This window comes from Micromonospora sp. MA102 (assembly GCF_025460765.1).
Lineage (GTDB): Bacteria > Actinomycetota > Actinomycetes > Mycobacteriales > Micromonosporaceae > Micromonospora > Micromonospora halotolerans.
The window spans coordinates 103,516-121,278 of record NZ_JAMWEG010000012.1 but is presented as its reverse complement, the minus strand read 5'-3'; the positions used below and the strand labels follow the sequence as shown (position 1 = coordinate 121,278).

General features: G+C 77.5%; 14 protein-coding genes, 1 pseudogene and 1 riboswitch. Of the genes and pseudogenes, 3 read left to right on the top strand and 12 right to left on the bottom strand.

The features are described from left to right. Position 1: 1 nt before the first annotated feature. From NFX44_RS23055 to NFX44_RS23020, 8 genes and pseudogenes are all read right to left on the bottom strand, one after another. Complete coding sequence (locus NFX44_RS23055; RefSeq protein ID WP_262285667.1) at positions 2–1,147, bottom strand: cobalt-precorrin-5B (C(1))-methyltransferase; 1,146 nt, start codon at positions 1,145–1,147, stop codon at positions 2–4. Beyond that, the gene (cobM, locus tag NFX44_RS23050; RefSeq protein ID WP_262285666.1) at positions 1,144–1,983 is read right to left on the bottom strand and encodes a precorrin-4 C(11)-methyltransferase; all 840 of its coding nucleotides are present in this window, start codon (positions 1,981–1,983) and stop codon (positions 1,144–1,146) included. Before cobM ends, NFX44_RS23055 begins: the two co-directional genes overlap by 4 nt. Continuing rightward, positions 1,980–2,738 (bottom strand): precorrin-2 C(20)-methyltransferase, encoded by a 759-nt coding sequence (gene cobI / locus NFX44_RS23045; protein WP_262285665.1) that lies wholly within the window; start codon positions 2,736–2,738, stop codon positions 1,980–1,982. Before cobI ends, cobM begins: the two co-directional genes overlap by 4 nt. Next, positions 2,735–4,090 (bottom strand): cobyrinate a,c-diamide synthase, encoded by a 1,356-nt coding sequence (locus tag NFX44_RS23040; RefSeq protein ID WP_262285664.1) that lies wholly within the window; start codon positions 4,088–4,090, stop codon positions 2,735–2,737. The genes cobI and NFX44_RS23040 overlap by 4 nt, the downstream gene beginning before the upstream one ends. Next, positions 4,084–4,695: a cob(I)yrinic acid a,c-diamide adenosyltransferase gene (gene cobO / locus NFX44_RS23035; RefSeq protein WP_262285663.1), complete on the bottom strand. Its 612-nt coding sequence runs from the start codon at positions 4,693–4,695 to the stop codon at positions 4,084–4,086. Before cobO ends, NFX44_RS23040 begins: the two co-directional genes overlap by 7 nt. Then, positions 4,695–7,046, bottom strand: a pseudogene (locus NFX44_RS23030) (VWA domain-containing protein); the annotation flags it as partial. The pseudogene NFX44_RS23030 and the gene cobO, both read right to left, overlap by 1 nt. Before the next feature lie 5 nt (positions 7,047–7,051). Continuing rightward, positions 7,052–10,720: a cobaltochelatase subunit CobN gene (gene cobN / locus NFX44_RS23025; protein WP_262285662.1), complete on the bottom strand. Its 3,669-nt coding sequence runs from the start codon at positions 10,718–10,720 to the stop codon at positions 7,052–7,054. 153 nt (positions 10,721–10,873) lie between these two features. Then, complete coding sequence (locus NFX44_RS23020) at positions 10,874–11,008, bottom strand: hypothetical protein (RefSeq protein ID WP_262285661.1); 135 nt, start codon at positions 11,006–11,008, stop codon at positions 10,874–10,876. 45 nt (positions 11,009–11,053) lie between these two features. Then, a riboswitch (cobalamin riboswitch) is annotated at positions 11,054–11,183 on the bottom strand. A gap of 307 nt (positions 11,184–11,490) precedes the next feature. Between NFX44_RS23020 and NFX44_RS23015 the strand changes: the two genes are divergently transcribed. Continuing rightward, positions 11,491–12,201 carry an MBL fold metallo-hydrolase gene (locus NFX44_RS23015; RefSeq protein WP_262285660.1) on the top strand — a complete coding sequence of 237 codons (711 nt, stop codon included), beginning with the start codon at positions 11,491–11,493 and terminating at the stop codon, positions 12,199–12,201. Between the two features lie 12 nt (positions 12,202–12,213). Here NFX44_RS23015 and NFX44_RS23010 read toward each other — a convergent pair whose 3' ends face one another. Beyond that, positions 12,214–12,546 (bottom strand): hypothetical protein, encoded by a 333-nt coding sequence (locus NFX44_RS23010; RefSeq protein WP_262285659.1) that lies wholly within the window; start codon positions 12,544–12,546, stop codon positions 12,214–12,216. Between the two features lie 107 nt (positions 12,547–12,653). After that, a complete protein-coding gene (locus tag NFX44_RS23005) occupies positions 12,654–13,871 on the bottom strand; it encodes a sugar MFS transporter (protein ID WP_262285658.1) in 1,218 nt (405 codons plus the stop codon). A gap of 145 nt (positions 13,872–14,016) precedes the next feature. Here NFX44_RS23005 and NFX44_RS23000 point away from each other — a divergent pair, with 145 nt between their 5' ends. Further along, the gene (locus NFX44_RS23000; RefSeq protein WP_262285657.1) at positions 14,017–15,006 is read left to right on the top strand and encodes a LacI family DNA-binding transcriptional regulator; all 990 of its coding nucleotides are present in this window, start codon (positions 14,017–14,019) and stop codon (positions 15,004–15,006) included. Between the two features lie 86 nt (positions 15,007–15,092). After that, on the top strand, positions 15,093–15,788 hold the full coding sequence (locus NFX44_RS22995; RefSeq protein ID WP_262285656.1) for an alpha/beta hydrolase: 696 nt from the start codon (positions 15,093–15,095) through the stop codon (positions 15,786–15,788). A 7-nt stretch (positions 15,789–15,795) separates the two neighbouring features. On the opposite strand, the gene NFX44_RS22990 is transcribed toward NFX44_RS22995, so the two are convergent. Both NFX44_RS22990 and NFX44_RS22985 read right to left on the bottom strand, forming a co-directional pair. Continuing rightward, complete coding sequence (locus tag NFX44_RS22990) at positions 15,796–16,974, bottom strand: aromatic acid exporter family protein (RefSeq protein WP_262285655.1); 1,179 nt, start codon at positions 16,972–16,974, stop codon at positions 15,796–15,798. A gap of 121 nt (positions 16,975–17,095) precedes the next feature. After that, entirely contained in the window at positions 17,096–17,722 is a 627-nt protein-coding gene (locus NFX44_RS22985; protein WP_262285654.1) for a TetR/AcrR family transcriptional regulator, read from the bottom strand. Positions 17,723–17,763: the final 41 nt, after the last annotated feature.

The window sequence follows — 17,763 nt, the reverse complement described above, 5'->3', positions numbered from 1 at the left end:
GTCACGCGGCCCACCGCCCGGAGGAGGCGACCACCCGGTCGCCGGCGAAGTCCACCATGGCCACGTCGACGCTGACCGCGTGCTCGGCGAAGCGGCGCAGCACCGCCCGGACCCGGTGGCAGAGCAGGTCCCCGGCCGGGCCGAGCAGCCCGGCGGCCGCCCACAGCTCGTACGCGTGCCGGCCGGTGTTGGCGGCGGTGACGGCGGCGACCAGGTCCGGGCCGCCGCCGGCCTCGGCGGTGACCGCCCCCAGCAGCGACAGGTCCACCTTGGACCGGGTGTAGTGGGTCATCAGGATGCCGGCGGCGAGCTTGGCCAGCTTGCCGGCCATGCCGACGAAGACCACCCCGGTCATCCCGTCCCCGACGGCCGCCGTGACGGCCGCGCCGGTGAAGTCGCCGACCTCGACGAAGCACACCTCGGGCAGCTCCGGCAGCAGCGCCCGGGCCGCCCGCTCGGTCCGCCCGCCGGTGCAGAGCACCACGGTCCGCTCCCCCTGGGCGGCCATCACGTGCACGGCCTGCACCACGCTGGCCCGCCAGGAGGCGGTGGAGAACGGCCGGACGATCCCGGTGGTGCCGAGGATGGAGATGCCGCCGAGGATGCCGAGCCGCCGGTTGGTGGTCTTGCGGGCCATGATCTCGCCGCGCGGCACGCTGATCACGACGCGGACGCCGGTCTCGCCGAGGTCGACCACCTCGGCGACGGCCTGGCCGATCATGCGGCGCGGGGTCTCGTTGATGGCCGGGCCACCCACCGCCAGGCCGAGCCCCGGCCGGGTGACCGTGCCGACGCCCGGCCCGCCGTCGAGGCGCAGCCCCGGCTCGTCCCGCCAGGTGACCGTGGCGGTCAGCTCGGCGCCGTGGGTGACGTCGGGGTCGTCGCCGGCGTCCTTGACCACGACGGCCTCCGCCCGGCGGGACGGGTCGAGGTCGCAGCGGGCCACCGCGAAGGTGACCCGCCGGCCGGCCGGCAGGCCGATCTCCACCTGGCGCTGCGGCTCGCCGGTGACCAGCGCGGTCAGCGCCGCCTTGGTCGCCGCCGTGGCGCACGCGCCGGTGGTCCAGCCGGTACGCAGCGCGGCGGGCCGGACCTTCGCCGTGCGCGGCAGGTCCGGCTCGCGCAGCGGCGGCTCGGCGTACGTCACCGGCCGTCCCCGGCTGGATCGCCGGGCCGGTCGGCGCGGGCACGGCGCAGCGCGGCGCGGGCGCCCGGCTCGGCCCGCCGGTAGGTGTGGAAGTGCCCCGGGTGGTAGAGGTGCGAGCGGGTGCCGCTGGCGGCGAGCGCCGGCCCGACCAGGAACAGGGTGTGCTTCCACAGCCGGTGCGCCTTGACGGTGGCCTCCAGCTCGCCCAGCGTGCACCGGACGACCAGCTCGTCCGGCCAGGTCGCCTGGTACGCGACCACCACCGGCGTCTCCGGCGGATAGCCACCGGCCAGCAGCTCCGCCTGGGCCTGCCCGGAGCGGGCGGCGGAGAGGAACAGCGCCATGGTGGTGCCGTGCCGGGCGAACTCGCGGACCCGCTCGCCGGGTGGCATCGGCGTCTTGCCGCCCTCCAGGCGGGTGAGGATCACCGACTGGGCCACCTCGGGAATGGTCAGCTCCCGGCCGACCAGCGCGGCGACCGCGGTGAACGAGGACACCCCGGGCACCACCTCGACGGCCAAACCGAGGTCCCGGCACCTGTCGAGCTGTTCCTGCACGGCGCCCCACAGGGCCGGGTCGCCGGAGTGGATCCGGGCCACGGTCAGCCCGTCGGCGGCGGCCCGCTCGTACAGCGGCCGGACGCCCTCGATGGGCAGCTGGGAGGAGTCGACGATCTCGGCGTCCGGGCGGGCGTGGGCCAGCACGTCGGCGTGCACGAGGCTGGCCGCCCAGATCACGACGTCGGCCTCGGCGATGACGCGGGCGGCCCGCAGGGTGAGCAGGTCGGCCGCGCCGGGGCCGGCCCCGACGAACCAGACCTTGCCGGTGGTGGTCACAGTTTTCCTCCCCGGCCGTCCCGGCGGGCCGGGACCAACAGCGTCGACAGGTAGGGCAGGTCGCCGGCGCCGGCGTCCACCGGCCCGATCCGCTCGCCGGGCAGGCCCAGCGCCCGGCCCAGCACGGCGTCGCCCAGCCGGCCCTGCCGGCGCAGCTCGTCGACCAGGTCAGGGTGGCGGCGCCAGCCCTTGTAGACGACGACGGTCCCGGGGCCGGCGAGCGCGTCGGCGACGGGCGTGAGGCCGGCCGTGGCGGGCAGCAGGGTGAGCGGTTCCCGGCCCTCGCAGAGCGCCACCCCGGCGCGGGCGGCCAGGTCCTGCATGGCGGTGATGCCGGGCACGGTCCGCACCGCGACCCCGGGTCGCCGGGCCCGGACGCCGTCGGCCAGGTAGCCGAATGTCGAGTAGACATTGGGGTCGCCGATGGTGGCGAAGGCGACCGACCGGGCGCCGGCGTCGACGGCGGCCACCACGGCCGCCGCCGCGGCGTCCCAGGCCCGCTCCCGGCGGACGGTCACCCCGCCCCGGTCGTCCAGGGCGAACGGCAGCCGGCGCAGCCGGTCCGCGGGCACGTGCGCCCGCACGGTGGTCTCGGCCCGCCCGGCGGGCGCGTCCGGGTCCGCGGCGAGCCGGTCCAGCACGGGTACGAACACCAGGTCCGCCTCGCCCAGCAGTCGCGCGGCCCGGAGCGTCAGCAGTTCCGGGTCGCCGGGTCCGACCCCGATCCCGGTCAGCACGGCGGCGGGCGGGGTCACCGGCTCGCCGCCTCGACCAGCCGGCGGGCCGCCGCCGGGTGCCCGGCCCAGTGGGTGTGCAGGTAGGACGCGTGCACCCGGCCGGTGACAAAGCCGTGCGGGGCGCCGTCCCAGTGCCAGGCGGGACGGTCGCCGTGCCCGGGGTCGGTGACGGTGCGGTGGAACTCGTGTCCGCGTACCGGGTCGCCGGCGCGGTGCGCCGGGGAGTCAGCGGCCGCCACCGCGTCGCGGTAGCCGAGGGTGAGCCGGCCGGTCATCCGGGCGGTGTGGTCGAGCCGCCCGCACATCGGCACCCCGTCGAGGGAGCGGCCGAGGTAGAGCAGCCCGGCGCACTCGGCGACCACCGGGCCGTCGAAGCCGGCCAGCTCGGCGCGGAGCGCGGTGTTGCCGGCCAGGGCGTCGGCGTGCAGCTCGGGGAAGCCGCCGCCGAGCACCACGGCCCGGGTGCCGGGCGGCAGGGCCGCGTCGCGCAGCGGGTCGAGGGTCACCACGTCCGCGCCGGCCGCGGTGAGCAGTTCGGCGGTCTCCGCGTACGAGAAGGTGAACGCCGCCCCGCCGGCCACCGCGACGACCGGGCGGGCGGTGCCGGCGGGGCCGCCGACCACGGCGGCGGGATCCCAGGCGGGCGCGGTGAGCGGCGGCGCGGTGCGGGCCAGCCCCAGCACCGCGTCGAGGTCCACGGTGGACTCGACCAGGTCGGCGAGGGCGGCCACCACGGCGACCGACTCCGGCGCGCGTTCGGCGACCGGCACCAGCCCGAGATGGCGGGACGGCGCGGCCACCTCGGCGGCCCGGGTCACCGCGCCGAGCACCGGCACGTTCACCTCGGCGAGGGCGTCGCGCAGCAGCGTCTCGTGCCGGGGCGAGCCGACCCGGTTGAGGACCACCCCGCCGATGCGTACGGCCGGGTCGAACGCGCGCATCCCGAGCACCAGCGCGGCGGCGGACCGGCCCTGCGCCGTGGTGTCGAGCACCAGCAGCACCGGCGCCTCGATGAGCCGGGCCACGTGGGCCGTGGAGGCGTATCCGCCGTGGCCGACCGCGCCGTCGTGCAGCCCCATCACCCCCTCCACCACGGCCACGTCGGCCGGGGTGGGCACGCCGGCGCCGTGGCGCAGCAGCGGGGCGATCCGCTCCGGGCCGACCAGCCAGGGGTCGAGGTTGCGGCCGGGGCGGCCGGCCGCGAGCGCGTGGTAGCCGGGATCGATGTAGTCGGGGCCGACCTTGTGCGGGCTGACCGTCAGGCCGCGGCGGCGCAGCGCGGCGAGCAGCCCGGTGGCCACGGTGGTCTTGCCGTGTCCGCTGGCCGGGGCGGCGACGACCAGCCGGGGCAGCGCCCAGGGCTTCACCATTCGATGCCCTTCTGGCCCTTCTGACCGGCATCCATCGGGTGCTTGACCTTGGTCAGCTCGGCGACCAGGTCGGCCGCCTCGACCAGCCGCGGGTCCGCGTCCCGCCCGGTGATCACCACGTGCTGGAAGCCGGGCCGGTCGCGCAGGGTGGCGACGACCTCGTCCACGTCGACCCAACCCCACTTCATCGGGTACGTGAACTCGTCGAGCACGTAGAGCCCGTAGCGCTCGGCGGCCAGGTCGCGCCGGATCTGCCGCCACCCCTCGCGGGCGTCCTCGGCGTGGTCGGCCGCCCCGCCGCGCTGGATCCAGGACCAGCCCTCGCCCATCTTGTGCCAGGTGACCGGCGCGCCCTGCCCGGTGCGCCCGTGCACCTCGCCGAGGGCCCGGAAGGCGTTCTCCTCCCCCACCCGCCACTTGGCGCTCTTGACGAACTGGAAGACGCCGATCGGCAGCCCGGCGGTCCAGGCGCGCAGCGCCAGCCCGAACGCGGCGGTCGACTTCCCCTTCATCTGTCCGGTGTGCACGATCAGCAGCGGCCGGTGCCGCCGCTGCCGGGTGGTCAGCCCGTCGGCGGGCACGTGGGTCGGCTTCCCCTGCGGCATCAGGCGGCGCTCCTCGTGGTGAGGCCGACGAGCGGGTCACTGGCCACGTCGGCGAGGTGGTGGTGCGGGGCGTGCAGTTGGGCGGCGAGCCGGCGGGCCAGGTGCAGGCGGACCGGGCCGGACTCGCAGTCGACGACGACGCAGGGTGCGCCGGTGGCGGCGAGCACCGCGGCGGCGCGGGCGGCCCGGTCGAGCGGGCGGGGGCCGGCGGTGGCGCGGCCGTCGGTGACCACCAGCACCAGGGGGCGGCGCTTCGGGTCGCGCAGCCGCTCCAGCCGGAGCAGGTCGGCCGCGGCGAGCAGCCCCTCCGCGAGGGGGGTACGCCCGCCGGTGGGCAGCTCGGCCAGCCGGACCGAGGCGGCGAGCACCGAGGAGGTGGCCGGCAGCAGGGTCTGTGCCCCGGCGCCCCGGAAGGCGACCACGGCCACCTTGTCCCGCCGCTGGTACGCGTCGGTGAGCAGGGCCAGCACGGCGCCCTTGACGGCGGCCATCCGCCGGTGGGCGCCCATCGACCCGCTGGCGTCGACCACGAAGAGGACGAGGTTGCCCTCGCGTCCCTCGCGGACCGCCTCGCGCACGTCGGACGGGCGCAGCCGCAGCGGCCCGCCGGCCCGGCCGCGGGCGGCCTGGTGCGGGGCGGCGGCCCGGACGGTGGCCGGGAGGTGCAGCGCCCCGGCCGGGCCGGCGGGCACCCGGGCACCGGTGGTGCGGCCCCGCCCGGTGCGGGCCCGGGAGCGCCGGCCGGGCACGCCCTCGCCCACGCCGGGCGCGGTGAGCAGCCGGGCGCGCAGCCCCCGGTCGGGTACGGCCACGGTCCCTCCCTCCACATGGTCCGGGTCCCCCGGCCCGCCGCCGGGGCGGAACCGTCGGGCGTGCGGCCGCTCCCGGTGGCCGCCACCGGACGGCGTGCCGTCGGCGTCGTCGCCACCGCCGCTCCCGTCGTCGGCCGGGTGGCCGGACGGATCCGAATCGGCGGCAGGGTCGTCGTGGCCCGTCCCACCGGCGCGGTCGCCGCCGGACCGGTCGTCCCGGCCCGTCCCGTCGGCACCGTCGCCGGACCGGTCGTCCCGGTCCGTTCCGTCGGCGCGGCCGTTGGCCGGCCAGCGGCCGTCGCGGCCGGCAGCGCCCCGCCCGTCGTCCGCCGGCCCGGGGCGTCCCGCGGCGTCGGACGACCCGGACCGGTCCCGACCACCGGCGCCGCCCTTCCCGCGGGCCGGCCGGCCGGGACCGTCGGGGTCCGCCCCGGTCGCGCCGGGCCCGCCGGCGGAGTCCGGCCCGCGGTCCGGCTCCGGCCCACCGCCGGGCCCGCCGTCCGGGCCGCCGCCGTCCGGGTCGTCGTCGGGGTGCTGCTCGCGGGCGCGGCGCAGCGCCTCGTCCAGGCGCTGCTCGTCCAGCCCCGGGGTGTCGAACGGGTCCCGGCGGCGGCGGTGCGGCAGGGCCAGGCGGGCGGCGACCCGGACGTCCTCGGCGGCCACCCGCTCCCGGCCCTGCCAGGCGGCGTGCGCCACGGCGGTGCGGGCCGTGACGATGTCGGCGCGCATGCCGTCCACGTCGAACGCGGCGCAGACCTCGGCGATCTGCCGCAGCGCCGCGTCGGGCAGCGCCACACCGGGCAGCCGGCGCCGGGCGGCGGCGACCCGGCGGGCCACCTCGGCGTCCGTCCCGGCCCAGCCCGCGGCGAAACCGGCCGGGTCGGCGTCGGCGGCGAGGCGGCGGCGGACCACCTCGGCGCGTACGGCGGGGTCGCGGCTGGCGGCCACCTCGACGGTGAGCCCGAACCGGTCGAGCAGCTGCGGGCGCAGCTCCCCCTCCTCCGGGTTCATGGTGCCGACCAGCAGGAACCGGGCGGCGTGGCTGACCGACACGCCCTCCCGCTCCACGTGGCAGCGGCCCATCGCCGCGGCGTCCAGGAGCAGGTCGACCAGGTGGTCGTGGAGCAGGTTGACCTCGTCGACGTAGAGCACGCCGCGGTGGGCGGCGGCGAGCAGGCCGGGCTCGTAGGCGCGTACCCCCTCGGCGAGGGCCTTTTCCAGGTCGAGCGAGCCGACCACCCGGTCCTCGGCGGCGCCCACCGGCAGCTCGACCAGGCGGGCCGGGCGGCGCTCGGCCGCCGACCCGGCCGGGTGCGGCCCGTCCGGGCAGCCCGGGTCGGGCGCGGCCGGGTCGCAGGCGAAGCGGCAGGCGGCGACCCGGTCGACCGGGGGCAGCAGCCCGGCGAGGGCGCGCACGGCGGTGGACTTGGCGGTGCCCTTCTCGCCCCGGACCAGCACCCCGCCGATGGCCGGGCTGACCGCGTTGAGCAGCAGCGCGAGCCGCATCTCGTCCATCCCGAGCACCGCGCTGAACGGGTACGACGTCATTGCCGGTCCTCCAGGTCGCCCTCGCTGGCCAGGTACGTCTCGTGCAGCCGGTCGAGGGTGACCGGCTCGGGGGCGGCCCACAGTCCGCGGTCGGCGGCCTCCAGCAGCCGTTCGGCGATGCCGCGCAGCGCCCACGGGTTGGACCGCTCCAGGAACTCCCGGGTCTCCGGGTCGAAGAGGTACGCCTCGGCGAGCCGCTCGTACATCCAGTCGTCGACGACGCCGGCGGTGGCGTCGTAGCCGAACAGGTAGTCCACGGTGGCGGCCAGCTCGAAGGCGCCCTTGTAGCCGTGCCGGCGCATGGCGGCGATCCAGCGCGGGTTGACCACCCGGGCGCGGAACACCCGGCGGGTCTCCTCGCCGAGCGTGCGGGTGCGGACGTCGTGCGGCATGGCCGAGTCGCCCACGTACGCGGCCGGGGAGCCGCCGGTGAGGTGGCGGACCATGGCCACCATCCCGCCGTGGTACTGGAAGTAGTCGTCGGAGTCGACGATGTCGTGCTCGCGGGTGTCCTGGTTCTTCACGGCGACGGCGATCCGGGCGAAGGAGCGTTCCATGTCGGCGCGCGCCTCCCGCCCGTCCAGCCCCGGCCCGTAGGCGTAGCCGCCCCAGACGGCGTACACCTCGGCCAGGTCGGCGTCGGTGCGCCAGTTCCGGGCGTCGATGAGGGGCAGCAGCCCCGCCCCGTACGCCCCCGGCTTGGAGCCGAAGATGCGGGCGGTGGCCCGGCGTGCGTCGCCGTGCTCGGCGACGTCGGCGTCGACGTGCGCCTTCAGGTAGTTGTCGGCGGCCGGCTCGTCGAGCGCGGCGACCTGCCGGACGGCGTCGTCGATGAGGGCCACCACGTGCGGGAAGGCGTCGCGGAAGAAGCCGGAGATGCGCACCGTGACGTCGACCCGGGGGCGGCCCAGTTCGGGCAGCGGCACCACCTCGACGCCGGTGACGCGGCGGGACCGGTCGTCCCACACCGGACGGACGCCGAGCAGCGCCAGCACCTCGGCGATGTCGTCGCCCTGCGTGCGCATGGCGCTGGTGCCCCAGACGGTGAGCCCGACCGAGCGCGGGTACGCCCCGGTGTCGGCGAGGTGCCGGGCCAGCAGCGAATCGGCGAGGGCGACCCCGACGTCCCAGGCGTTGCGGCTGGGGATGGCCTTCGGGTCGACGGAGTAGAAGTTGCGGCCGGTGGGGAGCACGTTGACCAGCCCGCGGGTGGGCGAGCCGGACGGGCCGGGCGGCACGAACCGGCCGTCGAGCGCGCCGAGCACCCGGCCGATCTCGTCGGTGGTCCGGTCCAGCCGGGGCACCACCTCGCGGGCGGCGAAGTCGAGCACCTCGGCGGCCTTCGGCACCGGCCCGCCGACCACCTCCTCGACCACCGCGCCGGCCTTGGTGGCGTCCCAGCCGAGGGTCTCCATGCCGAGCACGAGCCGGCGGGCCAGGGCCTCGATGAGGTCGACCGCGTCGGCGGCGGTGGCGGCCGGCCCGTCGACGGCCTCGGTGAGCGCCGCCGGCACGGCAATCCGCGCGCCGGGCGCGGCGAGCAGCTCCGCCTCGTCCAGGCCGGCGTGCGCGGCGAGAGCCTGGCGCAGCCCGGGCAGGACGCGGGCGCCGCCCCAGACCTGCGGCGCGCGCAGCACGGCGAGGACCAGGTTGACCCGGGCCTCCCCGGCGGGCGCCTCGGCGAGGATGTGCAGGCCGTCGCGGATCTGCACGTCCTTGACCTCGCAGAGGTAGCCGTCGAGGTGCAGCACGAAGTCGTCGAAGTCGTCCGCGCCGGGCATCTCCGCCTGGTGCAGGTCGTGGTGCAGCTCGGCGGCGCGGACGAGCTCCCAGATCTGCCGCTGCACGGTGGGCGCCTTGGTCGGGTCGAGGGCCTGCACGGTGGCGTACTCGTCGAGCAGCTGTTCGAGTTTCGCCAGGTCGCCGTACGTCTCGGCGCGGGCCATCGGCGGCACCAGGTGGTCGACGACCACGGCGTGCGCGCGGCGCTTGGCCTGGGTGCCCTCGCCGGGGTCGTTGACGATGAACGGGTAGACCAGCGGCAGGTCACCGAGGACCGCGTCGGGGGCGCAGTCGGCGGCCAGCCCGAGGCCCTTGCCGGGCAGCCATTCCAGGGTGCCGTGCTTGCCGAGGTGGACCACGGCGTCCGCGCCGAAGCCGCCGTCGGCGACCGGCGCGGCAAGCCACCGGTACGCGGCCAGGTAGTGGTGGCTGGGCGGCAGATCCGGGTCGTGATAGATGGCCACGGGGTTCTCGCCGAAGCCGCGGGGCGGCTGGATGAGCAGCGCCACGTTGCCGAAGCGCAGCCCGGCGAGGACGAGGTCACCGCCGTCGGTGTAGAGGCGGCCGGGCGGCTCCCCCCAGTGCTCCCGCATCCGCTCCCGCAGCGGGGCGGGGACCGCGTCGAACCAGCGCCGGTAGGTCTCCCCCGGCACCCGCGCCCGCGCGGCGGCGAGCTGTTCGGGGGTGAGCCACTCGACGTCGTGCCCGCCGGCGGCGATCAGGGCGTGGATCAGCGCGTCCCCGTCGTCCGGCACGGGGGCGTCGCCCAGGTGGTAGCCGGCCCCGGCCAGGGCGGCGAGCAGCCGGACCGCGGAGGCCGGGGTGTCCAGGCCGACCGCGTTGCCGACCCGGGAGTGCTTCGTCGGGTACGAGCTGAGCACGATGGCCAGGCGCTTGTCGGCGTTGGGCACGTGCCGCAGCCGGGCCTGCCGGACGGCGATGCCGGCGACCCGGGCGGCGCGCTCCGGGTCCGGCTCGTAGACGGAGAGCCCGTCGGCGTCGATCCGCTTGAACGAGAACGGCACCGTGACGATCCGGCCGTCGAACTCGGGGATGGCCACCTGCATGGCGGCGTCCAGCGGGGACAGTCCGGCGTCGCTGGCCGCCCACCGGTCGCGGTCGCTGGTCAGGCAGAGCGCCTGGACGATCGGCACGTCCAGGGCGGCGAGCGCGCCGACGTCCCAGGCGTCCTCGTCGCCGCCCCCGGAGGCGTCCGCGGCGACCGTCCCGCCGGCCGCGAGCACCGTCACCACGAGGGCGTCGCAGCGCGCGAACTCCTCGAGCGGGCCGGCGCCCGGGGCGAGGCCGCGCAGCGAGCCGCAGAACACCGGCAGCGGCTGGCCGCCGGCCGCCGTGACGGCGTCGGCGAGCGTCTGGACGAAGGCGGTGTTCCCGGCCAGGGCGTGCGCCCGGTAGAACACGATGCCGACCACCGGCCGGCCGTCGGGCGCCGGGTCGGCGCCGAGGATGCCGTGCGGCGGGGTGAGCGCGGGCGGGGCGAAGCCCTCGCCGGTGAGCAGCACCGTGTCGGAGAGGAACCGCGCCAGCTCGGCGAGGTTCTCGGGGCCGCCCTCGACCAGGTAGGCGAGCGCCTCGGCGGCCACCCCGGCGGCCACGGTGGACGCCGCCATCAGCTCCGCGTCGGGCACCGCCTCGCCGCCCAGCACGACCGTGGGCACGCCGGAGCCGAGCACCGCGGCGAGGCCGTCCGGCCACGCCTGCCGGCCACCGAGGAGACGTACGACGGCCAGGTCGACGCCGTCGAGCAGCGCGGGCACGGCGTCGGCGGCGACCCGGGCGGGGTTGGCCAGCCGGTAGTCGGCGCGGCTCGCCCGGGCGGCGAGCAGGTCGGTGTCGGCGGTGGAGAGCAGCAGGATGCGCACGGACGGCTCCGGAGCGTGACGCCCGGCGGCACGGCGGGGCCGGCGGCGGGCGGGGGTGGGCGCGGGTTCGGCGGGTACGCGGGTCCGGGCGGACGGCTCACCGACGGCGGGTCGGCAGGGGCGCCCGGCCGGGTGCGGTACCCGGCGGGACGGTCAGCGGCGGACGGCGCGGGCCCGCCCGGCGCGCGGCACGGCGGCCTGCGGGGCGGCGGGCTGAGCGGTCAGCGGCGCGTCGGTGCGCGCCGGCCGGGAACGACGATCGTCGTCGATGGCGGAAATGCCGTGCATCGGGTCCTCCTCGGGTGTCCACGCCCTGGGGCTCTCCGACGGCCGAAGTATCCTGGCTTCCGGATCAACGCTCACCCCCGGCCTTCCAACCGCGCACGCACGGCCGTGACTCACGAGGGGGGATCGCTCCCCGGTGACAGTGGCGGGACCGCGCCGGAATCGCACCGGCTTCCTTCACTGCCGTCAGGCCGCGAATGCTGCCACAGCCGCCCGTCGCGGGTCAACGCCGGGTCTCCCGGCCTCCGCCCGGCCCTCGACATCCGCAGTGGTCGATCTACCGGCAGCATTCTCCCGCCCGATCACAATGACGTGAATCAATGGCAGTGGCGGTATTTCCACGGTCTGTGGCGGGCGTTTCCGGCGGCCGCCGGCCACCCCCGGACGATCGCGTCGCCGCAGCCGGGACGGCCCGGGACGGCGGCCGACGGATAGCATCGCGGTCGACCGTGGACGAGTTGCCACGGAGCGGGGAGGAATTGCCGGTGACGCTGCGACACCTCGACGGTCGGGTCTGGTTGTTCCCCGGCGATCCCGACCCGCTCGCGGTCCGCCCGACCGTGGCGGTGGTCGCCGACGACCGCGGAAGTGTGATCGTCGACGCGGGCCAGAGCCCCGCCCACGCCCGGGAGATCCGGGCCGCGCTGGCGGCGGCCGGGCTGCCGGAGCCGCGCTGGCTGGTCTACACCCACCACCACTGGGACCACGTCTGGGGCGCCTGCGCCTGGCCCGAGGTGGAGATCGTCGGGCACGAGTCGGCGGTGGCCCTGCTGCGCGCCGAGGCGGCCCGGCCGTGGAGTCACCGCTACCTGCGCGAGCAGGTCCGCGAGAACCCCCGCCTCGGGCACAGCTTCCGGGCCCGGGCCCTGGCGGTCGACTCCTGGGACGATTTCGCCGTGCTCCCGCCCACCCGCACCTTCGCCGACGAGCTGACCCTGCCCACCGGCGTGGTGGTCCGGCACGTGGGCGGCCGGCACGCGCCGGACTCCGCGGTGGTGCGGGTGCCGGACTCCGGGGTGCTGCTGCTCGGCGACTGCTGGTACCCGCCGCCCGCGCACCTGCGGACGCCCGAGGACGGGCCGGATCTGGCCCTCGCGGCGAGCCTGCTCGACGACGACCTCGCCTGGTACGTCTCGGCACACGAGGAACCGCTGCGGCCGGCCGAGGCGCGGGCCGCGCTGGCCGGCGCCGGCTGAGCCACGCCCAGGTCAGCGGGCGCGCCGCTCCGGGTGGGCCCGGTTCCAGGCGCGCATCCGCTCCGGGTAGCCGGTGCGGGCGGCCTCGTAGAGCGGGACCGCGTGCTTCTGGGCGATCTTCCCGGCGGCCCGGGGCGTGCCGGTGCGGCGCCGGATCCACTCACCGTCGTGGGCGACGGCCACCACCGTCGTGTCCGTGGCGGTGGTCTCCGGCTCCAGGTAGAACTCCACCCCGCGCCGGCTGGTCACGAACGCCTCCAGCGCGGCCAGGTCGTCCCGGTTCGCCTCGCGGTCGAGCTTCGTCGGGGTCGTCGGGTCGGCGGCCCGTCGGGTGAACCAGCCCATGCCCGCCTCCTCTCCTCGGCGTCCCACCCAGTGCAGCACCCGTACCTGGCAACCGGCTGGAAACCGGGTGGAAGTCCGCTGAGCCGGCCGGCGTGCCGGGCCGCCGGTCAGCGGGCCGGCGGGCGCAGGATCGGGACCAGGGCGAGGGTGGGCAGCAGCAGGAGCGGCACCACGCCGAGGGCGTCGAGGATGCCCAGATGGTCACCGAGGAAGCCGAGCAGCGGCGGGCCGGCGAGGAACGCGGTGTAGCCGATCATGGCGACCACGCTGACCCGGGTCGGCGCCCGGTCCTCGTCGTCGGCGGCGGCGCTCATCCCGACCGGGAAGCCGAGCGACGCCCCGACGCCCCAGAGCGCCACGCCGGCCACGGCGAGCGGCCCGGAGCCGGCCAGCACGGCGCAGGTGGCCCCGGTGGCGGCCAGCGCGATGGTGCCGAACAGCACCGGCACCCGGCCCCACCGGTCGATCGCCACGGTGCCGGCGGTCCGGCCGAGGGTCATGCCGACCACGAAGACCCCGAAGACGGCGGCGCCGGCCGCCTCGCTCACCCCGTACCCGTCGACGAAGGCCACCGCCAGCCAGTCGTTGGCGCTGCCCTCGGTGAACGCCATCACCAGCACGAACAGGCCGATGAGCAGGGTGCGCGGCTCCCGCCAGGTGGCCAGCAGCGCGCGCCGGTGCGCGGCCGGCTCGGCCGGACCGGTCGTCTCGGCCGGCGCGGGCAGGAAGGCGCGGGCGGCGAGCAGCGTGCCGGCCAGGACCACCACCGCGATCACGGGCAGGTGCCAGCCGACCGGTACGCCCAGCCGGGCCGCCCCGGCGCCGAGCCCGGCGCCGGCGACCGAGCCGAGACTCCAGGCGGCGTGGAACCGGGGCATGATCGTCCGGCCGAGCCGCTTCTCCACGGCCGCGCCCTCGACGTTCATGGCCACGTCGCAGGTGCCGGAGCCGTACCCCACGGCGAAGAGCCCGACCACGACGCCGATCAGCGAGCCGGCCACGCTGGCCGACAGGCCGGCGCCCGTCAGACCGAGCGCGACCAGCACGGTCGAGGCCGCCACGGTGCGGGCCGGGCCGAGCCGCAGGGTGACCAGACCGGCGGTGGACATGGCCACCAGCGCGCCGGCCGACATGGCCAGCAGCAGCAGGCCGAGCCGCCCGGCGCTGAGCCCGAGCGACTCGCGGATCGCGGGCACCCGGGCGAACCAGGTCGCCACCGCCAAGCCGTTGAGGGCGAACACGACCGCCACGCCGTTGCGGGCGGCCAGGACCGCCCGCGGTGTCGTGGCGCCGGCGTCGGCCGGCGCGTCGATGGTGCTGCTCACCGTGGTGTCGTCCTCTCCCCCAGGTTGGTCCGACGACCATCGCACACCTGAGAGCGCTACCACCACAAACGCTCCCGCCCCTTACCCCGGCCGGCCCCGGCGGGGCATGATGCCGACAGAACGGCCAGCACGGGGAGGACCAGACATGGAGACGCCGACCACCCGCCCGGCGACCCTCGACGACGTGGCCCGGGCGGCCGGGGTCTCCCGGGCCACCGCGTCCCGGGTGCTCGGCGGCTACGGGTTCGCCTCGGTGGACGCCCGGGATCGGGTCGGCGCCGCCGCCGACCGGCTCGGCTACGTGCCGAACACCACAGCCCGGGCCCTGGTCCGGGGTGCCGGGGTACGCCTCGTCGTGGCGGTCTCCGGCACCGACGCCACCGTGCTGGACGACCCGTACGTGGACCGGCTGGTGAGCGCGGCGGCCCGGGTGTGCGCCCCGCACGGGGTGGGGGTGGCGCTGGAGTGGCTGCCGCTGGACGCCCCGGCCGGGCTGCCCCGGCTCGGCGACGACCGGAGCGTCTGCGGGGTGCTGCTGGTCAACACCACCGCGCGGGTGCTCGACGCGGTCCCGGCCCGGCTGCGGGGGCGGGTCATCTCGATCGGCACGGGCTCGCCGTCCGTCCCCTCCTTCGACGTGGACAACGCCGGCGGCGCCGACGCCGTGCTGCGCCACCTGCACGCCGGCGGCCACCGCCGCATCGCCATGGTCACCGGACCGCGCTGGCTGAGCTGCGCCGAGCGGTCGGTGACCGCGTACCGGGGGCTGATGCGGGCGGCGGGGCTGCCGGTGCGGCTGGTCGACGGCGACTTCACCGCCGCGCGGGGCGGCCGGGCGGCGCTGGAGGCGCTGACCCGCTGGCCGGACACCGACGCGATCTACGCGGCCAGCGACGCCACCGCGCTGGGCGTGATCGCCGCGCTGCGCGGGCGCGGGCTCGGGGTGCCGCACGACGTGGCGGTGGCCGGGTTCGACGACATCCCGTACGCGGCGGTGAGCAGCCCGGCGCTGACCACCGCCACCCACCCGGTGGCCCGGATCGCCACCGCGGCCGCGACCGCGGTCCTGGACGGCCGCCCGGTGCCGCCGGTGACCGCGTTCCCCTCGACGCTGGTGGCGCGCGAGAGCGCCTGAGCGGCCCGTCGCGCACCACGGGAGGCGATTGCGCCGCCGGCAGGCGGGTATCCGCCGCGCGACCCGACCGACGACAGGGGGGCGAGGTGACCGAACCAGCGCCGCCGCACCGGCAGCCCGAGGAGGGGTACCGGCACGGCCGGCTGACCGCCCGCCCCACCACGGTGACCGCCCCCGGCCCGACGGGTCCGGCCGAGGTCACCGACCCGGCCGGCGGGCCGCCCGCGCTGCGCCACGTGCCGACCGGCGGGGAGGGACCGTACCGGCTGGTGCTGCTGCTGCACGGCGCCGGCGGCTCGGCCCGGCAGGGCCTCGACCTGCTGCTGCCGCTGGCCGACGCGCACCGGCTGCTGCTGCTCGCCCCGCAGGCGCTCGCCAGCACCTGGGACCTGATCGCCGCCGGGTACGGCCCGGACGTGGCCCGGATCGACGCGCTGCTGGCCGCGACGTTCCGCGCGTACCCGGTGGCCGGCGTCACCGTGGGCGGCTTCTCCGACGGCGCCTCGTACGCCCTCTCCCTGGGCCTGACCAACGGCGACCTGGTCGACGCCGTGCTGGCCTTCTCCCCCGGCTTCGCCGCGCCGCTGGTCACCCACGGCCGGCCCCGGTTGTTCGTCTCGCACGGCACCGACGACCGGGTCCTGCCGGTCGACGTGTGCAGCCGGCGGCTGGTGCCCCGCCTGCACGGCCTCGGCTACCCGGCCGAGTACGCCGAGTTCGCGGGCGGACACGAGGTGCCGGCGGAGATCCGGCGGCGGGCGGTCGACTGGCTGGTGGGGTGAGCCGGCGTCAGTGCCCCGGCCCGGTCACCGCCGCGTCGACCCGGGCGAGCACGGTGGCGTCGTCGTCGCCACCCACGCCCCGCAGCAGGTCGATCGCGGTGGCCCGGACCTGCCCGATGATCATGGCGAGCGGCAGCGTCTCGCCGGGGGTGAAGAGCCGGCCGGCGGCCCGGACCGCCTCCAGCGCGGCGACCTCGACCCGCTCGGCGTGCGCGTCGGCGACGCCGTCCTGCCCGGTCAGGTCGGCGGCGAGCGCGTCACCGACCGAGCGCACCGCCTCGGCGAGGGTCCGCACGGCGCCACCCAGCTCGGCCGGGACCGGCGCCGCTCCCCGGGTCAGGGTGACCGCGGCGCGGGCCAGCACCCGGACGTTGCGGACCGCGTAGTCGATCTGCCGGATGGAGCCCTCCACCGAGCGCAGCCGCCCCAGGTGCCGGCGGCGGCGCACGTTGAGCCGCAGCGCCTCGCCGGCGGCCCGCACGGCGCCGCGCAGCCGCTCCACCCCGGCGTCGGCGTGCCGGGCCCGGTCCAGCGCGGCCAGCGCCGCCGCGTCGTCGTCCCGGTCGAGCGCATCGGCGATCTCGTCGAGCACCCCGGCCAGCTCGGCGAAGGTGTGCCGGAATTCGTTGACCAGCGGGGCGAGCGGCCGGCGGGCGTCGACGAGCTGACTGGCCACCACGGCCACCGCGCCGCCGATCAGCGCGTCGACGAACCGGAACGGCACCAGCGACTCGGTCGGCGGGGAGACCACCACCAGGTAGAGCGCGGATACCGCCGCCTGCACCACGGTGACCGAGCTGGCGCCGACGGCGACCGCCAGGGCGACGGTGAGCAGGATGACGGTGAGCACCGTCCAGGTGCTCCGGGGGCCGAGCGCCTGCACCACCAGGTCGGCGACGAGCACGCCGGCCGCGACGCCGAGCACCACCTCGACGGCCCGGCGCATCCGCTGGCCGCGGGCCTGGCCGAGCACGATCAGCGCGGCGGCCGGGGCGAAGAACGGCTGCGTGTGGCCGACCAACCGGGTGGCGAGGATCCACGCCACGGTGGCCGCCAGGGTGGCCTCGACCACCGGCAGCCAACCGCGCCGCAGCCGCCCGGCCGCCTCCCGGACGGCTGCTCCGGGTCGCGGCGGGGCGTCCGACCCGCCGCGCCGTCGTAGCCGGACCGCGCTCCACCCCGCCATGGCCTGCCTTCCTGTCGCGCCCGCCCACCCATCCTGCGGCCTGGTCGCGCCGCTCGGCAGCGGTGGACGCCACCCTGGACCGGTGGCGGCGATCACGGCCGGGGGGGGTGACCTGGTCGGGTCAGGCTCCGGTGAACGCCCGCAGCAGGGTACGCACCCCGGCCCGGAGGTCCTCCCGGCTGGCCGGGGTGCCGGGCGGCGGCGCGCTGAGCGCCCCGGCGCCGACCAGGCGGTCGAAGAGCAGCCCGTCGATGAACGCGACGAGCTGGTCGCCCTGCCGGCGCGGATCCGGCGCGCCGGCGCGGGCCAGCAGATCCCGGGCCTGGACGCGGAGCGCGGTGCCGTGGTCCAGGATCCGGCGCAGCTCGGGCCGGTGCACCGCCTCCAGCAGGCAGGCGTACCGGGCGAGGGCGCGACTGCGTCCGGTGGTCAACCAGCGGTCCAGCACGTCGGCCACCCCGGCGGCGAGCTGGTCGAGCCCGTCCGGCCCGAGCGCCGCGGCGGCGGGTGGTGGTGGCGCGGTGGGCAGCTCGTGGGCCGCCAGGTCGGCCCGGTCGAGGTCGGCGAGGCGCTGGACCACGGCCTCGATCAGCGCCTGCCGGGTCCGCAGGTACGCCGAGGTGGTGCCCGGTGGCATCCCCGCCCGCGCGTCGACGGCGCGGTGGGTCAGGCCCCGCATGCCGCCCTCGGCCAGCAGTTCCACGGCCGCGTCGGCCAGCCGGGCCACCCGGGCCGCCCGTCCACTCACTGTCACCCCTCCGCACCGGCGTTCTACGGATGTAGTATGCC